The organism is Bdellovibrio sp. CKG001, assembly GCF_055397465.1.
This window is the reverse complement of record NZ_AP029173.1, coordinates 1,547,106-1,565,291: the sequence shown is the minus strand read 5'-3', so window position 1 is coordinate 1,565,291 and position 18,186 is coordinate 1,547,106. Positions and strand designations below refer to the sequence as shown.

General features: G+C 48.3%; 17 protein-coding genes. 13 read left to right on the top strand and 4 right to left on the bottom strand.

Going from position 1 to position 18,186, the window contains the following annotated elements; all coding sequences use genetic code 11:
• Positions 1-92: 92 nt before the first annotated feature.
• The gene (locus ACZ50P_RS07550; protein WP_464120856.1) at positions 93-2,159 is read right to left on the bottom strand and encodes a sodium-translocating pyrophosphatase; all 2,067 of its coding nucleotides are present in this window, start codon (positions 2,157-2,159) and stop codon (positions 93-95) included.
• Between the two features lie 239 nt (positions 2,160-2,398).
• On the opposite strand from ACZ50P_RS07550, the gene ACZ50P_RS07545 reads away from it, so the two are divergent.
• From ACZ50P_RS07545 to ACZ50P_RS07535, 3 genes are all read left to right on the top strand, one after another.
• Positions 2,399-2,929: an RNA polymerase sigma factor gene (locus ACZ50P_RS07545; protein ID WP_464134779.1), complete on the top strand. Its 531-nt coding sequence runs from the start codon at positions 2,399-2,401 to the stop codon at positions 2,927-2,929.
• Complete coding sequence (locus ACZ50P_RS07540; RefSeq protein WP_464134777.1) at positions 2,926-3,447, top strand: hypothetical protein; 522 nt, start codon at positions 2,926-2,928, stop codon at positions 3,445-3,447. Before ACZ50P_RS07545 ends, ACZ50P_RS07540 begins: the two co-directional genes overlap by 4 nt.
• 156 nt (positions 3,448-3,603) lie before the next feature.
• Entirely contained in the window at positions 3,604-4,815 is a 1,212-nt protein-coding gene (locus tag ACZ50P_RS07535; RefSeq protein ID WP_464134775.1) for a hypothetical protein, read from the top strand.
• A 19-nt stretch (positions 4,816-4,834) separates the two neighbouring features.
• On the opposite strand, the gene ACZ50P_RS07530 is transcribed toward ACZ50P_RS07535, so the two are convergent.
• Entirely contained in the window at positions 4,835-5,593 is a 759-nt protein-coding gene (locus tag ACZ50P_RS07530; RefSeq protein WP_464134774.1) for an endonuclease/exonuclease/phosphatase family protein, read from the bottom strand.
• Positions 5,594-5,598: 5 nt separating this feature from the next.
• On the bottom strand, positions 5,599-6,588 hold the full coding sequence (gene cysK, locus ACZ50P_RS07525) for a cysteine synthase A (protein WP_464120851.1): 990 nt from the start codon (positions 6,586-6,588) through the stop codon (positions 5,599-5,601).
• Between the two features lie 121 nt (positions 6,589-6,709).
• Between cysK and ACZ50P_RS07520 the strand changes: the two genes are divergently transcribed.
• The 7 genes from ACZ50P_RS07520 to ACZ50P_RS07490 all read left to right on the top strand — a co-directional run bounded on the left by ACZ50P_RS07520 (position 6,710) and on the right by ACZ50P_RS07490 (position 12,781).
• Positions 6,710-7,135 carry a PPC domain-containing DNA-binding protein gene (locus ACZ50P_RS07520; protein ID WP_464134771.1) on the top strand — a complete coding sequence of 142 codons (426 nt, stop codon included), beginning with the start codon at positions 6,710-6,712 and terminating at the stop codon, positions 7,133-7,135.
• A gap of 84 nt (positions 7,136-7,219) precedes the next feature.
• A complete protein-coding gene (locus ACZ50P_RS07515; RefSeq protein ID WP_464134770.1) occupies positions 7,220-7,693 on the top strand; it encodes a nucleotidyl transferase AbiEii/AbiGii toxin family protein in 474 nt (157 codons plus the stop codon).
• Positions 7,680-7,919, top strand: a complete 240-nt coding sequence (locus ACZ50P_RS07510; RefSeq protein ID WP_464134767.1) for a CopG family antitoxin — start codon at positions 7,680-7,682, stop codon at positions 7,917-7,919. The genes ACZ50P_RS07515 and ACZ50P_RS07510 overlap by 14 nt, the downstream gene beginning before the upstream one ends.
• Positions 7,920-8,026: 107 nt before the next feature.
• A complete protein-coding gene (locus tag ACZ50P_RS07505; RefSeq protein ID WP_464134765.1) occupies positions 8,027-8,494 on the top strand; it encodes a hypothetical protein in 468 nt (155 codons plus the stop codon).
• 125 nt (positions 8,495-8,619) lie between these two features.
• The gene (locus tag ACZ50P_RS07500) at positions 8,620-9,525 is read left to right on the top strand and encodes a hypothetical protein (protein WP_464134762.1); all 906 of its coding nucleotides are present in this window, start codon (positions 8,620-8,622) and stop codon (positions 9,523-9,525) included.
• A 210-nt stretch (positions 9,526-9,735) separates the two neighbouring features.
• The gene (locus tag ACZ50P_RS07495; protein WP_464134760.1) at positions 9,736-11,211 is read left to right on the top strand and encodes a nitronate monooxygenase; all 1,476 of its coding nucleotides are present in this window, start codon (positions 9,736-9,738) and stop codon (positions 11,209-11,211) included.
• A gap of 235 nt (positions 11,212-11,446) precedes the next feature.
• Positions 11,447-12,781, top strand: a complete 1,335-nt coding sequence (locus tag ACZ50P_RS07490) for a hypothetical protein (protein WP_464134757.1) — start codon at positions 11,447-11,449, stop codon at positions 12,779-12,781.
• 57 nt (positions 12,782-12,838) lie between these two features.
• Here the strand turns inward: ACZ50P_RS07490 and galE are convergent, their stop codons facing one another.
• Positions 12,839-13,816 (bottom strand): UDP-glucose 4-epimerase GalE, encoded by a 978-nt coding sequence (gene galE, locus ACZ50P_RS07485; protein ID WP_464134756.1) that lies wholly within the window; start codon positions 13,814-13,816, stop codon positions 12,839-12,841.
• A 196-nt stretch (positions 13,817-14,012) separates the two neighbouring features.
• Here galE and asnB point away from each other — a divergent pair, with 196 nt between their 5' ends.
• From asnB to ACZ50P_RS07470, 3 genes are read left to right on the top strand one after another with little or no spacing between them, the layout of a single operon-like run.
• Positions 14,013-15,881 (top strand): asparagine synthase (glutamine-hydrolyzing), encoded by a 1,869-nt coding sequence (asnB, locus tag ACZ50P_RS07480; RefSeq protein ID WP_464134753.1) that lies wholly within the window; start codon positions 14,013-14,015, stop codon positions 15,879-15,881.
• Complete coding sequence (gene wecB, locus ACZ50P_RS07475) at positions 15,878-16,957, top strand: non-hydrolyzing UDP-N-acetylglucosamine 2-epimerase (protein ID WP_464134751.1); 1,080 nt, start codon at positions 15,878-15,880, stop codon at positions 16,955-16,957. Before asnB ends, wecB begins: the two co-directional genes overlap by 4 nt.
• On the top strand, positions 16,954-18,180 hold the full coding sequence (locus tag ACZ50P_RS07470; RefSeq protein ID WP_464134749.1) for a glycosyltransferase family 4 protein: 1,227 nt from the start codon (positions 16,954-16,956) through the stop codon (positions 18,178-18,180). The genes wecB and ACZ50P_RS07470 overlap by 4 nt, the downstream gene beginning before the upstream one ends.
• Positions 18,181-18,186 lie beyond the last annotated feature (6 nt).

Sequence of the window (18,186 nt, the reverse complement as noted above, 5' to 3'; positions counted from 1 at the left end):
TCCAGCTACAGCGCCTGAAGGCGCTTGCGCCTCCTCGGCAGAGCCGGAGTCCAGCTACGGTGCCCAGAGGGCGCCTGCGCTGGAGCGCGCGATTAACCGCCGATTGTAGCGATCAATTGAGCGATCAACAAAGATACGACGGACATAACTTTGATAAGGATCGCAACGCCAGGACCGGAAGTGTCTTTGAACGGGTCACCGACAGTGTCACCAACAACCGCTGCTTTGTGAGCATCGGAACCTTTTGGATGACCTGGAAGGCCGCCTTTTTCGATGTATTTCTTAGCGTTATCCCATGCACCGCCCGCGTTCGCCATGAACAAGGACATAGTTGCACCGACAGCCAAGCCACCGGCAAGAAGACCTGCCAAAGCTTGAGGGCCCAAGATGAAGCCGACTGCCACAGGAGCAAGGATCGCGATCATACCTGGCAAGATCATTTCGAACAATGCAGCTTGAGTTGCAATGTCCACGATCTTAGCTGGTTGTGGTTCCGCTTTACCTTCACGAAGACCTGGGATTTCTTTGAATTGACGAGCGATCTCTTGAACGATCTTCTGAGCCGCTTTACCAACCGCTGTCATTGTCGTTGCACCCACCAGGAATGGAAGGATCGCACCCAACAAGATACCGATCAGAACGCCGGAAGAAGTCAGATCCAAGGACATTTTAGCAAGACCTGCGTTCTCACGAACGTGGTTTACTTCCATGTTGAACGCAGAGAATAGCGCCACAACTGTCAGGATCGCAGAACCGATCGCGAAACCTTTACCGATAGCTGCAGTTGTATTACCAACAGCATCCAATTCGTCAGTGATCGCACGAACGTCTTTGCCCAAACCGGACATTTCAGAGATACCACCCGCGTTGTCTGCGATAGGACCGTAAGCATCCACAGTCATAACAACTGCAGTACCTGCCAACATACCCACTGCCGCCATTGCGATACCGTACAGACCCAAAGCCTGGTCAGCAACGTAAGCCGCAACAACAACGATCAACATTGGGATCGCTGTGGATTCCATACCCACTGCCAAACCACGGATCACACCAGTACCCGCACCAGTCAAAGCTGCTTCAGCAACCAAACGGATTGGACGAGCCGCTGTGTAGTACTCAGTGATCAAACCGATCAAAGCACCACCGAACGCACCCGCAGCCAAAGCCACAGTCACACCCTGATTGATGCCGAACATCGGAAGGATGATGTAAGAAGCAATCGTCAAAAGAATTGGCGGGAAGATCAAAGCATTACGCAATACAGTTGCAGGCTTGCCGTTTTTGAACGCGCGAGCTGCGAAGATCACGATGATAGAGATCAAAAGACCCAAAGTGGACAACAAGATTGGCAATGCAACACCGGCAATACGCACAGTCTCAGCATCCGCACCTGTCATCAAAGCAGACAGACCTTCTGCAGGGATTGTCAAAGCAATCGCCATTGCAGAAACGATCGCAGCAACCATGGACTCATAGATGTCTGCGCCCATACCAGCCACGTCACCGACGTTGTCACCAACGTTGTCGGCAATTACACCAGGATTACGAGGGTCGTCTTCAGGAATGTTTTCTACAACTTTACCAGCGATGTCGGCACCCACGTCCGCCGCTTTTGTGTAGATACCACCACCGATACGCGCAAATAGAGCGATAGAGGAAGCACCAACCGCGAAGGAGTGAAGGATTGTGCCCAGGTCTTTAGAACCCTGGAAACCAACATACAAACCGCCCAAACCGATCAAACCAAGACCCGCAACGGAAAGACCCATCACGGCGCCACCATCAAGCGCGACTAGCAATGCTGCTGCTTTAGAGCCGCCTGCTGCTGCCTGAGAGGTACGAACGTTGGCATAAGTAGCCGCCTTCATACCGAAGAAGCCCGCAAGCAAAGACAAGAATGCACCCAGGATGAAAGATCCCGCTGCGATTCCGCCCAAGGCGAACCAAAGAGCCAAGCCTACGACGATTGCGTAGACGAAAAGGACCTTGTACTCACGCACAAGGAACGCCATAGAACCTTCGCGCACGTAGGACGCGATACGATTCATTGTCTCATTGCCCGCTGGTTGTGCCTTCACGCGAAGGTACAGAGCCAAAGCAACGATCAAACCAACGACCCCTGCAATTGCAGGAGAGATCAGTAAAGATTCACTAAACATGTTGCACTCCGTTTATGATTTCTCGTTTTAATTACGAAGGCTTAGAGTTACCTGATCTCATTACACCGAGTCAATCTAGGAGGGGCCCGTACTAAAATGAATTCGCGCCGCATTAGGAACATTTATGCCCATTGTTTAGGCAAACTTCACCATTCAGAACCCACCCCACTAAAAAAGGTACGCCGTACCCTTTAGTAATGCATTGCACTCCAAAAAGGTACGGCGTACCTTCAGGGCAGATGAATGAGCTGAGTGATGAGGAACTGTTAATTAAGCTGTCCGAAGGGGAACGCAAAGCCCTGGACATCCTCTATTTAAGACACTCGGGTCGAGTTCTGAGCTACGCCCTTAAACGTCGCCTGCCACAGGAACGCGCCGAGGACCTGCTTCAGATCGTCTTCTTGCAGCTTTACCGCAAAAAACACCTCTATGATCCCAAACACTCGGCCCTGGCCTGGCTTTATGTGATCACCCGAAGTGAGCTAAAAGACTATAGAAATCGCGAAATTAAAGATTTCCTCGAATGGGAAGAATCCCTGTCACAAACTGAAGCCCCGACTCCTAATATAGAGGACAGCCAGGAGGCGGCGGTCTTGCTCCAGGGTCTTAAACCCCGCGAACAGGAAGTCATGAAACTCCGTTACCTGGACGAGATGGAGTATGATGAAATTGCAGCTTTGCTGAAGGAATCAGAAAGCAACATCCGTCAGATTGTTTCACGCAGTCTGAAGTTTCTGCGAGGCCCTAAGGCGAAAGGAGTATCCAAGTGACAGACTTAAAAAAAGACTTTCAGTCGTTTGCCGAAGATAGCTCCCCTGCTGGATCCTCTTTTGTTTTAAATAAAATCAACTCCACTTTGGCGCAGGAACTCCCCTCGGCCTGGAAGGTCTCCACGAAACTGGGCTTTGCCCACGCCGTGGGAACAGCCCTGACCATGGCTTCGTGTTCACAGTTTGGCCTGACACTCTTTAATACCGGTCACGACTTGATGCACACCTTTATGGATGTCAGCCCCTTGTTCTGCCATTCCATGTGTGGCGCATACTATCTGGCTGTGACCTTCTTACTTGCCCGCTTCTTCTTAAACCGCGAAGAATGGCTGGTGCTTCTGCGCACGCGCGCGCTCAGCATCGCCAGCGTGGCTTTAGTTTCTTTAGGGGTCTTTTCAGCAATCAGCCATGAGGTCACTTGGGAAAGTGCGGTCTTGTGGTTGTTCGGGGCGTCTTTGGGCGCAGAACTGATGACCGTCAGCAAACGCAGCTTTAAGGCTTTTCTAAAAAGTATCTAAGCCCTAGCCTCTTCTCCGGAGGCCTTGGGATTGATTCCTCGCTTTTATCCCCAGAAATCTTAGACAGCATTGAAATATCTGCCTGTCTAAAATCCTGACAGTCGCCTTTCGACACCACTTCGTTGTATAAATGCGAAGGTTTTTATCGAGGTGGCTATGACCTTAAGAACAACTTCTATATTTGCACTATGTTTATTTTTAGGTGCTTGTGCATTTAAAAAGGACGGCGCAAAAGAGCCAAGCTCTCCCACTTCCAACTCAGATGTGATTGAAACTGTCGAAAAGGTTTCCTTCACTGGTGAGCTAAATGAATCCAATGTTAAGATTGATTTTATTGAGGATGAGGAGCCTGGTCTTTATCGTCTAGAAATCACGTGGCCAGAGGAAGTTCCCGCGATGAAGGTGAGCGTTGGCAATACTCCCTATCAAATTTTAAAATCAGGCAATCGCTTCACAATGCCCATTGGATATAGCACAAAAACCAATATTCACCTTGTGGCACTCAATGCTCTTGGCGGCGAAAGCTCCACTTTTGCAGCCGAGGCAACATCACCCAAGGATATCCTTATCTCAAATGAAGAATATCTAGATCAGGACTCCGTCATTTCCGCCAATCGCATCTACTTGCTTGAGAATGGGCGCATTATCACAAACGGATACGATCTATCTCTAAATGCAAATAAAATTTATGTAACCTCTCCAAGCTTAGAGTCAAAGTCGAGAATGCATTTCCGAGATGCTCACATTCTAACAACAACACCGAAAAACGTTGCCACTAGTATAGAGTTCCTCAAAGGATCACATATCAAGATCAAAGCCCAAAAAGCCGTCGGTCACCTGCGTGTGGCGATGGTTGGCTTCAATGGTATCGATGGCAAACCCGGCTCCAATGGCACCGCTGGAACTGTTGGCAAAAAAGGCCGCGATGGCGACATCAAGGACTTCAGTGAGTATTGTGTGAACGACGACGGCCGCCCTTGCCTTGGCTCCTCACAAATATCCTGTACGGCTAACCCAACCAACGGGGAAGCTGGTTCCCCCGGATCTCAGGGACAAGATGGCGAGTCCGGAAGCGCCGGTGGCAACAGTGGCATCCTGACTGCCATCATCGACGATCATACCCAGTTCAAACTTGAAGTCGCGCAACGTCGCGGCCTTGGCGGACGCGGGGGAGCTGGCGGCAAAGGCGGACAAGGCGGTCCAGGCGGAGCTCCAGGCGATAATCCCTTAAATAAATGTAAAAGCGCGGCAGTCGGCCCCCGCGGAACCAACGGCGCAGACGGAAAGCCCGGCCCAGACGGCAAAGCGGGCCTACTTGACGATGTCATCACCAATGTCAGCAATTTTTCACGCTACGAAATAGACTAGATATAACGCGCTGTAGACCCTAAAAAGATCCGGGAACTTTCAGAGTGATTTCCAAAGGAAAGTGATCGGAACTCAACACTGTATGGTGGACTTTGGCTTTGACGACTTCAAAGCCGCGCACGAAAACGTGATCCAGCTTTAAGATCCGACCATCATCATCCAGATCCAGATGCTCCAGCCCCAGATCACGGAAGATGCTTTTCATGATCATATAGCGTTTGAAATTCCAGGTGTTAAAATCCCCAGCCAGAACAATCGGCCCGTCAAACTGGGAAATCCGCGAAGCGATTTCATACAGTGATGCGGTGAAGGCGTTTAAGGTCACAAAGTTTAAAACATGTGTGCAGACGAAAAGGGCCTTCTTATCCCCGAACTGATATTCACTGAACAGGGTTAGCTTCGGTGTCAGCCAGAAAAGCTCCCGCGTCTTGGCGCGGATAAAATCCACGGACTGCGGAGTCAAACGTGAGCCGATCGCCACCCCGGTACTGGAAAGGTCTTTCTTATAGTGAAAGCTTTGCGCCAGATGCCACTCGTATGAGGAAAAATCATTCCTCCAGATCTGTGGCATTTTCTGATCCAACAAGGCTTCCTGCAAAAAGATAAAATCCTTGTTCTGCCCCAGTCGTTTGAAATCACTTTCAAACAAAGCGGCGCGCTGCCCTTTATAGACATTCCAGACGAAGATATCAAACTGCGAAGGCGTCGCAGGAAGATTCACTCCCTCGCCGATCTTCAACAGAACTTTTTCTTTCGCAGGAACTACAAAGGGCACCATCTCGTTTACTTCACCTTGCTTAAATAGGCTTCATCCACTGTTGCTACCTGCAAACTTTGCGCTTCCTGGCGTTCTTGTTCAGCCAGAAGCGTCGACAGGTAGCGTTCACTGTAACTTGGAATAATCACAACAATGTTTTTACCACGATTTTCTTCTTTGGCCGCCTGACGAAGACCCGCCGCAATCGCTGCGCCGGAAGAAATTCCCACCGGAATGCCTTCGGCCTTAATCACCTCGCGAGCTGTCTTGATGGACTCCTCGGACGACACTTGCTCGACCCCATCCACGACAGAACGGTCCATCACACTGGGCACAAATCCCGCCCCCAGGCCTTGAATCTTATGGGGGCCGGGTTTACCGCCGGAAAGCACCGGGCTTTCCACGGGTTCAACCGCAATCATTTTCACACTTGGTTTTTTGGACTTTAAGAAAGTCCCCACACCGGTGATGGTGCCCGAGGTGCCGACTCCACTGATAACCATATCCACCTTGCCATCCGTGTCGTTCCAAATTTCCGGACCGGTGGTTTCTTTATGAATCGACGGATTGGCGGGATTATCAAACTGCCCGGCCGTCCACGAGTTCGGAGTCTTTTCTAAAAGCTCCATGGCCTTGGCAATGGCCCCTTTCATCCCCAACGGTCCAGGAGTCAGAACGATCTTGGCTCCCAAGAGCAACAGCAAGGTGCGACGCTCTTGCGACATGGTTTCTGGCATGGTCAACGTCAGATCATACCCTTTGGCCGCCGCCACAAAAGCCAACGCAATCCCCGTGTTGCCACTGGTGGGCTCGATGATTTTCATTCCGGGTTTGAGCTTTCCACTGCGTTCGGCGTCTTCAATCATGGCCAGACCGATGCGATCTTTCACAGAGCCCAACGGATTAAAAAATTCGAGCTTCAGCAAAAGTTTTCCAGGCAAACCCTTTCCGATTCTTTGCATTTCAATCAAGGGGGTTTGACCTACGGTTTTTGTGATATCAGAATATACTTTCATATGTTGCCTGTCTTGGATATGGAGATAACGACCTATCTTTTAATGATACTCCCAACCGCCGGGCTGACAAAGTTGAAGTTTGTAAAAGTTTGTTTTCATTTCGTTAATACGGGGGACCCCTATGGCAACTGAACCTTTCTCCAGCTCTGTGACCAGCTATTGTTTCCGTTTGAGACCCGGACAGGACCTTAAAAAAGAGCTTATTTATTATTGCCAACTGCATCACCTGCACGCGGCCTGCGTGGTCAGTTGTGTAGGAAGCCTTAACAAGGCCCACCTTCGCTTGTCTAACGGCAAGGATGTCGTCGAATTCCAAGGTCCGTTTGAAATCGTCTCTTTAAGCGGAACCGTCAACAGCACCGCAGCCCACCTGCATATTTCCATCAGCGACTTTGAAGGTAAAGTCCTTGGGGGGCATCTGATGGATGGATCTGAAATCTACACCACCGCTGAGATCATGCTGCTGGAAAATCGCGATCTGACCTTCCAGAGAGAAAACGACGGCCACACCGGATATAAAGAGCTGCTGATTCAGAAGCGAGGCTAGCCTCGATAGGACAAAATTCTCATTTTGAGAGCGCAACACCTTTAGCATTGCAATTGTATATACATGTATATACAATTACCTTATATGTTTATTTTTGAAATCACAGATGCTTTCAATGCTGCCAAACTTAAGTTCGCCGTTGTCGGAGGATACGCCCTAGCACTCCATGGCCTAGTTCGAGCCACAATGGACGTTGATTTTGTGTTAAGCCTCACAAAAGAAGACTTCGAGCTAGCAGAAAAAACTTTGCAAAAAGTAGGTCTTCAATCCCGCATCCCTGTCAGAGCCCAAGATCTGATTAGTATGCGACAAGAATACATCGAAAATCGCAACCTGATTGCTTGGTCCTTTGTGGACTATAAGGACCCTTCTCGGCAGGTGGACATTCTGATCACAAAAGACCTTAAAACAATGGACATAGAAAAAGTATCTGTCGGTGGACGCAAAATTCCTGTCGCCAGCCTTCACGAACTTCTTAAGATGAAAACTGAATCCGGGCGTCCCCAGGATCTGATCGACATCGAAAACATAAAGGCCAAATTGCGTGAAAAAGGTTAAAACCTCATCAAAAGAAAAGTCGCAGACGATTTCTCCCGAATCAGCCCTAAGATTCCTTGAGGACATGCGGGTAATGTCTTCTCAAATCGATGAACCCACAGTGGCTATCAGTCTGCGGGTTCCGGAAAATATTTTAAGAAGTATAAAGTTAAAAGCTAAAGCAGATGGCAAGAAATACCAATCTCTTATGATCGAGTATCTTCGTAAAGGGCTCTTAGAAAAGTAGCTTTTTTTGTTAAAGCTCTAGACACCCGTCCTCAGCTTGAAACATTCAGGCATTTTTGCTGGAATTCTTTTTGGGCTTCAGGATAATAAGTCCCAGCGGAGGACTTCATGAAGAAGTACATGACAGCATCGATGCTTGCTCTATCACTGATGATGACCCACAACGCACAAGCCGACAGCGCCCTGGGTGTGGTGCTCGGCGACCCGACGGGCTTTTCAGGACGAACAAGCCTGGACGGGCAACACTCACTGGAAGGGGCCCTGGCGTATTCGACCGGACATCATTCCGGACTGCATGTGCACGGGACATATTTATGGGATCGCGCTCGCGTGTTTTCTGTCGAACGCAGCGGACCGATAGAGATGTACTATGGCTTAGGACTGCGTTTGATTTCCATTAACAGTGGCAAACACGACGGCGAGATCGCCATCGGTCCCCGCGCCCCACTGGGAGTGGTTTATAAAATCAATAATCCCAATCTTGAGTTCTTTGGCGAGCTGTCCTTGGCCTTAGATGTTGTGCCCGACACGGATGTGGATTTGGACGCAGGCATTGGCATACGAATTCGCTTCTGACACATCACCCACATTCAGGACCGCCACCAAAGTCGCAATTGAAAAGCAGAATATTCCTCTTGGATTGACCGAGTTTATGTAGTCATCAAAACTTGGAAGTAAACAAATCAAGGAGGATTTATACTATGAAAAAATACGGCATCGGCGTATTGACGGCCCTTTTGCTCCCGGCCTGCGCCACAGTTAAAAGCATGGACGAGGTGACAGCTCTTCAGACCAAGCATCAGGAAGAAGCTTACAAAGAAGCCAAAGACGCCAGCTTCAAAACCCACAACGGAAAGTTCAGCAAGGTCTATAATGGAAAGATCAAACGCATCGGCATCCTGACCACTTCTTTAGCATGGGACGACAAAGGCTGGAGAGAAGCCAGCCTTAAAGAGCGCACCTACTTCATGGGCCCTTCTGCAGCTCTTGCAGACTATCGCACGGTTTCTGATGCCGTCTTGAATGAAATCAAAACACAACTTGAAAAGCAAGGTTACGAGGTCCTGACTCCTGCGCAGTTGGCTGAAGCATCACCCACCTACAAAGCCCTGCCCGACCTTACTGCCGTTCAGGCTTTCAGCCCAACTTATGGTCAAGAATTCCAGGGCGTTCACGCTACCGGTTCAAAATACATCGACCGTCTTGCGCGCGAAGGAAAGATCCTGTCCCAGATCCAAAACGAAAGCAAAGTGGATGCTTTTATTGACTTCGGCTATAACGAACACAATAAGACTGCCACCGAAGCTCGATACAAAGATCTTGATCTGCTAGGATCTGGCGGCCAGGGAACGATTTACTTCAATATCTGTGTTTCGAATGAAAAAGCAAAAGAGCACGGTATTAGCTTCGGTCTTTTTGGAAGTCCGAATCACTGCGGCTCGGCCCAGGTGGAAATCGTCGCGGGCAGATATCTTCCTTCAACAAACTACGAAAAGTCAGAGCATTTTGCTGAGGCGAAAAAAGTGGGTTTTGAAGGCATGAAGGCTACCTACACTTCTGCAGCCAGAGGACTGATTGAAGCGTTGGATGAGGAGTTTTTGAAGTAGACCTCATTGCAGGGGCTCCGAAGGGGCCTCTTTTATTTGGAGACAGCTTTAGACTGCCCCCTATTGCGCCCGACACGGATGTGGATTTGGACGCAGAAATGAACATCAGGATTCGCATCCAACAAAGAATCCCGACTCGTGGCAGCAAAAATACATATAAACATGCTATTTTTTATTGCGACTTAATTCGGGGGCCAATAGATTGCTCGGATGCAATACAATCATCCGATAGTAATTCAAGGTGGCATGGGGATCGCGGTTTCTGACTGGCGTTTGGCAAAAACAGTTTCTCAAACAGGTCAGTTGGGCGTGGTTTCCGGGACAGCGATTAATTCCGTGTTGGTGCGCCGCCTGCAAGATGGTGACCTTGAAGGACATTGTCGCCGCGCTCTGAAGGCCTTCCCTTCTCAAAGCATCGCGCAAAAGATTCTGGATACTTACTTTATCGAAGGCGGACGCACAGCTCTTCAGCCCTACAAGCGTCCCCCGATGTTTTCAGTTGAATCCCCGAAATTCCTTCTGCAATTAACTGTCGCAGCCTGCTTCGTGGAAGTGTGGCTGGCGCGTGAAGGCCACAACGGTGTTGTAGGTTTGAACCTTCTGGAAAAAGTGGTCCTGCCAAATCTAGCGTGCCTTTATGGTGGACTGTTGGCGGGTGTTGACTACGTTATCATGGGGGCTGGGATTCCTCGCGAAATCCCAGGGGCGTTGGATTTACTAAGTCAAAACCAAAAAGCGGGATTGAAAGTCCCCGTAGCTGGTGCTGCGGAAGACACCATGACCTATTTCGATCCTCAAGAGGTCATGGAAGACACGGTGCTAACTCCGCTGAAGCGTCCGTACTTCTTCCCGATTGTTTCGTCAGCGATCCTGGCTGCGAACTTAAAGAAAAAATCCACAGGCCGCGTGGATGGATTTATCGTCGAAGGTCCTTTGGCTGGTGGGCACAATGCGCCTCCACGTGGACCGATGAAATTAAACGACAAGGGCGAGCCTATTTATGGCGAACGCGATGAAGTGTGTTTGAAAGAAATGGCGGCCCTGGAGCTTCCATTCTGGATGGCGGGTTATTATGCAACCCCGGAAAAACTGCAGGAAGTTCGTGCGATGGGAGCTCACGGGGTTCAAGTCGGAACTCTGTTTGCTTTCTCGGAAGAATCCGGCGTGAAGCAGGAGCTTAAGCACAATGCGCTTAAAACTATTTTAACTGAAAAAGCCCCTGAGGGAGGCTGGATTTTTACCGATCCAAGATCTTCACCAACAGGCTTCCCGTTTAAGGCGGCTCGTCTGCCGGGGACTATTTCTGAGGAATCCATTTATGCCAGCCGCAAACGCATTTGCGACTTGGGCTACCTTCGTCATGCTTACCAAAAAGAAGACGGCAGTATTGGGCAGCGCTGCCCGGCTGAGCCGGTCAATGACTATGTCAAAAAAGGTGGCTTGCTTGAAGATACGGTCGGACGCAAATGTCTTTGCAATGCCTTGATGGCAGATGTAGGCATGGCACAGATCCAAGCCGGTGGTCAGGAAGAAATCTCCTTGCTGACAGCCGGGGATGACTTAAACAACGTGGCGCGTATGCTGAAAGACGGAAAGACATCCTACAGTGCACGTGAAGTTGTAAGTTATTTGTTGGATCTTGAAGGTCGCACTGAAACATCCAAAGAATTATCAGCTCAAGCTTGATGCATCTCTCTTTGGATAGCACGCCTAAAAAAGCCGAGCATCTACTCGGCTTTTCTTATTTTCCCAAACTAAGAATCAATACATTAAGAGCTTCTCAAAAGAGCACAAAGTTTCTTCAATAAACTCGCAATAAGATTACAAGTCGCTCACACCCCTCATTTAAAAACATGAGGGCGCCGATAGCTTGACGTCTTTAACCTTCAAATCTTTGAAGTAAACGCGAAGGAGCTTTTTGGTGACGTGTTCGAATAAAATTATCATGACGTTGGCGGGACTTATTCTAGCAGGCTGCTCTTCTGGGGGCGGTGGTTCTGATGATGGATCCACGACGGCGGTTTTGGCAACAAAACCATCGACAGTGGTGACATCCCTTTCCAATAAGATCTCTGAGGTGGGTGCCAACATGGACAGTGCTCTGAACGGAGCTTCCATGGCCAGCATCAAAACCATGAGCACCGTTGATACCAAGTGCGGAGTTCATGGCGAGCCGCTGTTTCAGCCTTTGAAAACCAATCAGACTGATTGCGACGCAACGATGTCCGGGTACTGGGATTCAGAAGCATCTGAATGTAAGATGTCTTCTTCCGACGCCGCTTATACCGGCATGAAGTTTTTCTGCTTTATCGCGAAGGACACAGGTTCACCGGACAGTTTACAAGGGGCCTTCGGTCTATTTGGGAACATCAGCTGTTCACTTGAAAAACAAGGTGTTCAGTGGGATGGAGTTCAGCGCACTATCGAAATGACGTTGTCCGAAAGTAACGGCTGCTTCCAACCAGGACAGCTTTCAGATGGTCCATGCAACGGGCAATCCAGTTGCACCATGACTGTGGATGTGACGGCCAGTACGCTTTCTGGACAGTACTATGACACCTCATTGGATCTTGAGATTGGCACCATGTACTATCGTGCCAAAGTGAAAGTATCTGATGGCATCACAGAACTGGCAGTTTCTAACAACGGTCAGGGTGTGGTCGACAATGAAGACGTTTATTCTGTGAAACTTGATGAAACCAACAAACGTTTTGCCTATGAAGGACGCTTTGACCGTATCGACGCTGATTGTGGCGGAGGTTCCTGCGGTTGGAGCCGACACTATCGTGTTCTGCTGGATCTGCTCGATGGAACAAGTGAGATCATTCCAGAGTCGATTGAGGGTGCGATCTCTGACATCTACAAAATGGACGACTATGATGGCAACAGCGGGAACGGGGCCCAGGCTGGCTTCTATGCTCAGCTGTCGACTTTAAAAGGCTCCATGACTTCAGGCTCTGGGCTGACGGGAATTCAGTACAGTGCCGCGGATGCGAACCGTGCAAATGTGATCGAAGCAGCGAATCTTTCTGCTGGATCAGCAAGCTGCTTTGCCTTGGATGCAGACCCCGCGGCGGGCGCCTGCGCTGGCAACGCCGGGATCACCAAGGGCACTGGCACTTTGGCTTTCTTCCTGCCGGGATCCACGTTTAAGTCAGAGACAACAGCTGCGGATAAGTATCTGGATGGCGATTTTTGGTTTGCAAATCTTGCCGGGTTGAACTTCACTTCGGTGAGTTTGGCGCCGGAGCAGTAGTCAATAGAATGAATTCCTAAAGAAAGAGGGTGCCATAAACACCCTCTTTTGATTTTCTTAGAATAACTTCTTTTCCCATTCGTAAGCGGTTCTACAAATCAGCTCAAGATTATCCCGCTTCGGTGTCCAGTTAAAGGCTTTGCGAACTTTGGAAGAGTCCGCCACCAACGTAGCCGCGTCCCCGGCCCTTCTGGGTTGTTCTTCGACCTTGAAGTCCACCCCGCTGACTTTTTTTACCGTGTTGATCACTTCGCGGACCGAGAATCCATGACCGTAACCGCAGTTGAAGATCTCGGATTTCCCGCCTTCGTTTAGGTACTGCAAGGCCAGCACATGCAAGTCTGCCAGGTCTTCCACGTGGATGTAATCGCGAACACCAGTGCCGTCGGGGGTTGGGTAATCAGTTCCAAAGATGCCGACAGAGGCGCGTTTGCCGCAGGCGGCTTCGCTGGCAACCTTGATCAAATGAGTGGCGTTTTTGGTTCTTTGCCCGTTTTGACCGCTTTCGGCCGCACCTGCGACATTGAAGTAACGAAGGCAGACGGAGCGGATGCCGTACGGTTTTTCGCAGTCACGGAGGATCTGTTCGCTCATGAGTTTTGAGGAGCCGTAGGGGTTGAGGGGGATGCTGGCTGCCCCTTCCGTTACTAAAGATCCACCAGCCACATCACCGTAGACGGCGGCTGTTGAAGAAAAAACAAACTTGGATACGTTGTTCTCTACACATGCCTGAATAACGGACAATGCACCCATAGTATTATTATCATAATATTCGATCGGCTTTTCCAGAGACTCCGGCACCACTAGCTTCGCCGCAAAGTGAACCACGGCCTCAGTGCCATAATTTTTAATGATATCGGCAACTACCCCTTTATCACGAACATCTGCACACACAAGCTCTGCTCCCGCCGGCACGGCCTCTTCAAATCCTGTCGAGATATTGTCAATGATAACAACCTGATGATGGGCGTCTAAAAGCGCCCGCACTGTGTGTGAACCGATGTAGCCGGCCCCGCCGGTAACTAGAACTCTCATCTCTTCCCTTCAACCATGTTGCGCGGCGCCAGGGCGGCCACACACCAATGGCAGATATATTGCGGCAGTATGAAGAATTCTCCCCCACACGTCCACTAAATATCATTATCCACTTAACAGCCTACCGCATGCTATCACATCGCACAATTAAGAGTACAAATTTGACTTCCTGAAAGCCCTCGAAGACTATCTTCCGATGTGCGGCATTGCTGGAATACTTTCCAAATCAGACAGATCTCAAAAAGCTCAGGACTCAAAGTTAATATTGAATCATAGAGGTCCTGACGCTGCTGCCGTTGCCACAGTTCAGCTCCCAAAATACCAATTGAATTTAACGCACAATCGACTTGCGATTGTAGATCTTCACGAGCATTCGAATCAGCCATTTTGGGATGACTCAAATTCCTTCTGCCTCGCTTTCAACGGTGAAATCTATAACTACCTGGAGATTCGCCAAGAACTGCAGAATCTTGGCATTAAGTTCAAAACAAATTCTGACACCGAAGTCTTATTAAATGCACTTATTCATTGGCCCGCAGAAAAAGCACTCAACAGGCTCAATGGTATGTGGGCATTTGCCTTCTTGGATAAGAAAAACGAGCGCATCTTAATCTCCCGTGATCGCTTTGGCAAAAAACCTTTCTACTACTACAACATCGGCTCTGAGCTTTACTGGGCCTCTGAAATCAAATACATTCTAAAGACCTCGCAGCATAAGTTCGAAATTAATCCAGCACCAGTAGCTGCCTACCTGCAACAATTCCTATTGGAAACAAATGAAGCGGAAACGTTCTTCAAGGAGATTTTAAAGTTACCCCCTGGGACCTTTGCATGGTTAGATCTAAAAAAAGATACCCTAACTTTAGAACCTCAAAAGTTTTATCATTTTCCCATAAAAGAAGACTCACAGGTTACACCCCAAAGGGCCCAGGATGAACTGCAGTTTCTGATACAAGATTCGGTCAAAATTCGCCTGAGAAGTGATGTTAATGTCGGTTTTCTGCTATCTGGAGGATTAGACTCATCCCTACTTAGTGGTGTGGGATGCTCCCTCATGCCTGATTCAAAAGAAATTTTGAAGTTTCTTTCGGTCGTTTCTGACAATCCGGCTTACGATGAATCTTATTTTATTAAGAAAGTTGAAAACCACCTGGGTATTGAATCCCAAAGAATCAATATTTCACATGCCCCACAATCTGTTTTCGATCAACTTAGCAAAGTTCAGTGGCATAATGACGAACCTATCACCTCTCTATCTGCGGTGACATATTATCTCATGATGGAAAAAGCCAAAGAGCTTAACACCAAAGTTCTGATCTCTGGACAAGGGGCGGATGAAATCTTCTGCGGATACCGTAAATACCTTGGGTTCTATGTGAAGGCATTGCTTCAACAAAAGAGACCGATAAAAGCCTTTACGACACTTTTACATTTTCTAAAAACGCGCAATCTTATTTCAGAGTTTGACATAGGGGAGCTAAAGCGTTACGTCAGTTTACTAAACATGGGCTCCCCATCTGTTTTATCCAACTCTCTGAAAGGCCAACCACAGCCATTTATTGGGCTTGCAGACAAGACTTTATCTGAACGCCAACTGGACGACTTATTCACATTCTCAGTCCCAGCACTTCTGCACTACGAAGACCGTCTCTCCATGGCTTCCGAACGCGAAGTCCGGGCCCCTTTCTTGGACTACCGAATTGCAGAGTTCGGTATCAATCTTCCCATGGACTTCAAATTGAAGGACGGCTGGTCCAAATTAATTCTGCGCAAAATCGCAAACTCTTACCTACCCAAAGATATTACCTGGAGATCTGACAAGCGTGGATTCACAATCCCTCAGGAACTATGGTTCAAGAACGAACTGCGAACTCAGATCGAAACCCTGCTCAAAGGGGACTGCCTGATATATCAAATGAACTTCGTTAAAAAGGAAGTTCTCCTAGACAAATTCAGCCGTTACTGCGATGGCGGCGACAAATCCAAATTAATGTCTTTTAAAGAAATATTCACCCCGATCGCACTGGAAAATTGGCTTCAGGTTTATAAGGATTATTTAAAATGAAAATCATCACCGTAATAGGCGCTCGCCCTCAGTTTATTAAAACGGCTGCCGTCAGCAGAGTAATTGCACAACATTCGAACATCGAAGAGATCATTGTTCATACAGGGCAGCACTTCGATGCCAACATGTCAGACGTATTCTTTGATGAAATGGAGATTCCAAAGCCGAAGTACCAATTGGGTATTTCCGGAAAAGGCCATGGTGCCATGACAGGGGAAATGCTTTCAGGCATCGAAGATCTTTGCCTGAAAGAAAAGCCTGATATCCTCATGGTCTATGGCGACACCAATTCGACCTTGGCTGGAGCTTTGGCAGCAGCGAAGCTGCATATTCCCATTGCCCACGTCGAGGCAGGACTTCGCAGCTTTAATATGCGCATGCCAGAGGAAATCAACCGTATCCTGACCGACCGAATATCTAAGTTCCTGTTCTGCCCGACAGATACGGCAATTCGAAATTTGAAAAATGAAGGTTACGACAATTTTGACTGCCACATCGTTAAAAACGGCGATGTTATGTACGATGCAGCCATGTACTATTCCCAAAATAGCGCGTCCAAAGCGAAGATTTTCTCAAGCTTGAACCTGGATAAGTTTGCCCTATGCACAGTTCACAGAGCTGAAAACACGGACTCAATCGAACGACTAAGCGGCATCTTCAGCGCACTTCGCGAGATCAGCCAAAAGTTCCCCGTTGTCTTGCCGCTTCACCCGCGCACTAGGAAATTCATTGAGAACTACAAAGTCGACACAACCGGAATCAAAATCATCGACCCAGTTGGCTATTTTGACATGATCGAACTTCTAAAAAACACATCCTTCGTGATCACAGACAGCGGCGGATTGCAAAAGGAAGCTTACTTCTTCAACAAGGCCTGCATCACCATGCGCGATGAGACCGAATGGACTGAACTTATTGAAGTTGGACACAATGCAGTCGTCGGCACTTCCCCAGAAAAGATTCTAAACGCATACACAGAAATCCAAACAAAAAAGGCAACTTGGTCCCAGGGTATTTACGGCAAAGGCGACGCCAGCGATAAAATTGTGAATTATCTTTTGGAACATGTAAAATGAAAGTTTTGATCATTGCTCACGATGTAGGATCGAAAGAAATGGGAATGCTCTTCCGACCCTATTATATCGCCCAAGGGCTGAAAGCCCGTGGGCACGAGGTTGAGGTAATCACAGCAAGCTATTCCCGCGTAAGACGGATCAATCCGGTAATCAAATCTGACCTCGAAACACAGGTAATTGAAGGTGTCCCGTATCATTGGATCAAATCCTTAAAGTTTTCTGGAAATACTCTGCAACGGGCGCTGGGTATGTTTCTATTTTCGTTCAAACTGTGGTGGTATGCCAGATACTTTGCTAAGCGTTTTAAGGCCGACGCCGTCATCGCCTCAAGCCCCCATCCGTTGGTTATTTGGGGAGCCGCGCGAATCGCTAAAATTACTGGCGGCAATCTTTTCTTTGAGGTTCGTGATATTTGGCCGCTATCCATGCATGAGTTGAGTGGAATGAAAACTACTCATCCGTTTTATATTCTATGCCAGTGGGCCGAAGATTTTGCTTATAAACACTCAAAAAAAGTCATTTCTTTGCTCCCCTATGCCTGGGACCACATGAATACGCGTGGCCTGCCGAAAGAGCGCTTTGTTTACATTCCCAACGGCTTTGATGAGCAGGACCTTAGACAGAAGCAACCGTTAGCTACTGACACAGAAGAAAAGCTAAGGCATTTTAAATCCCGCTTTTCAACAATCGTAGGCTATGCGGGAGCACACAGTCTTGCAAACTCATTGGGTTCCTTAGTTCAGGCCTTTGCCAACCTAAAAAACCAGCAGCAGTTCGGTTTGGTTTTGGTTGGTGATGGATCGGAAAAAAAAGCCCTTATGCAAGAAGCCCAGAAGTTGGGACTAGATAACGTTCTTTTCTTGGATCCAGTCTCAAAGCACCAAGTCGCTACTGTCATTGGTTATTTCGATATTGCCTATATCGGCCTTAAGAAGTCACCGCTGTTTAAATATGGAATCAGCCCGAACAAGCTTATCGACTATATGGCATTGGGAAAGCCTGTTCTTTATGCAATCGATACAGATAGGGATCCTGTCGAAGAATCCAAATGCGGAGTGAAGGTCCCCTCTGATCATCCAGAAGAATTAGCATTGGCGATTCAGAGGATGGCAGTCCTTCCCAATAAAGAACTACACGATATGGGTAAAAACGGACTACAATGGGTCAGAACAAACCTAGACTATTCGATCTTGCTGGATAAGTATGAAAAGATCCTAGTATAGAATCTT

Coding starts and splice junctions, on each gene's coding strand:
- ACZ50P_RS07495 (WP_464134760.1), top strand. CDS start 9,736: ATGCAATACAATCATCCGATAGTAATTCAAGGTGGCATGGGGATCGCG.
- ACZ50P_RS07535 (WP_464134775.1), top strand. CDS start 3,604: ATGACCTTAAGAACAACTTCTATATTTGCACTATGTTTATTTTTAGGT.
- galE (WP_464134756.1), bottom strand. CDS start 13,816: ATGAGAGTTCTAGTTACCGGCGGGGCCGGCTACATCGGTTCACACACA.
- ACZ50P_RS07470 (WP_464134749.1), top strand. CDS start 16,954: ATGAAAGTTTTGATCATTGCTCACGATGTAGGATCGAAAGAAATGGGA.
- ACZ50P_RS07550 (WP_464120856.1), bottom strand. CDS start 2,159: ATGTTTAGTGAATCTTTACTGATCTCTCCTGCAATTGCAGGGGTCGTT.
- ACZ50P_RS07515 (WP_464134770.1), top strand. CDS start 7,220: ATGTTTATTTTTGAAATCACAGATGCTTTCAATGCTGCCAAACTTAAG.
- ACZ50P_RS07545 (WP_464134779.1), top strand. CDS start 2,399: ATGAATGAGCTGAGTGATGAGGAACTGTTAATTAAGCTGTCCGAAGGG.
- ACZ50P_RS07505 (WP_464134765.1), top strand. CDS start 8,027: ATGAAGAAGTACATGACAGCATCGATGCTTGCTCTATCACTGATGATG.
- ACZ50P_RS07530 (WP_464134774.1), bottom strand. CDS start 5,593: ATGGTGCCCTTTGTAGTTCCTGCGAAAGAAAAAGTTCTGTTGAAGATC.
- asnB (WP_464134753.1), top strand. CDS start 14,013: ATGTGCGGCATTGCTGGAATACTTTCCAAATCAGACAGATCTCAAAAA.
- ACZ50P_RS07500 (WP_464134762.1), top strand. CDS start 8,620: ATGAAAAAATACGGCATCGGCGTATTGACGGCCCTTTTGCTCCCGGCC.
- ACZ50P_RS07520 (WP_464134771.1), top strand. CDS start 6,710: ATGGCAACTGAACCTTTCTCCAGCTCTGTGACCAGCTATTGTTTCCGT.
- wecB (WP_464134751.1), top strand. CDS start 15,878: ATGAAAATCATCACCGTAATAGGCGCTCGCCCTCAGTTTATTAAAACG.
- cysK (WP_464120851.1), bottom strand. CDS start 6,588: ATGAAAGTATATTCTGATATCACAAAAACCGTAGGTCAAACCCCCTTG.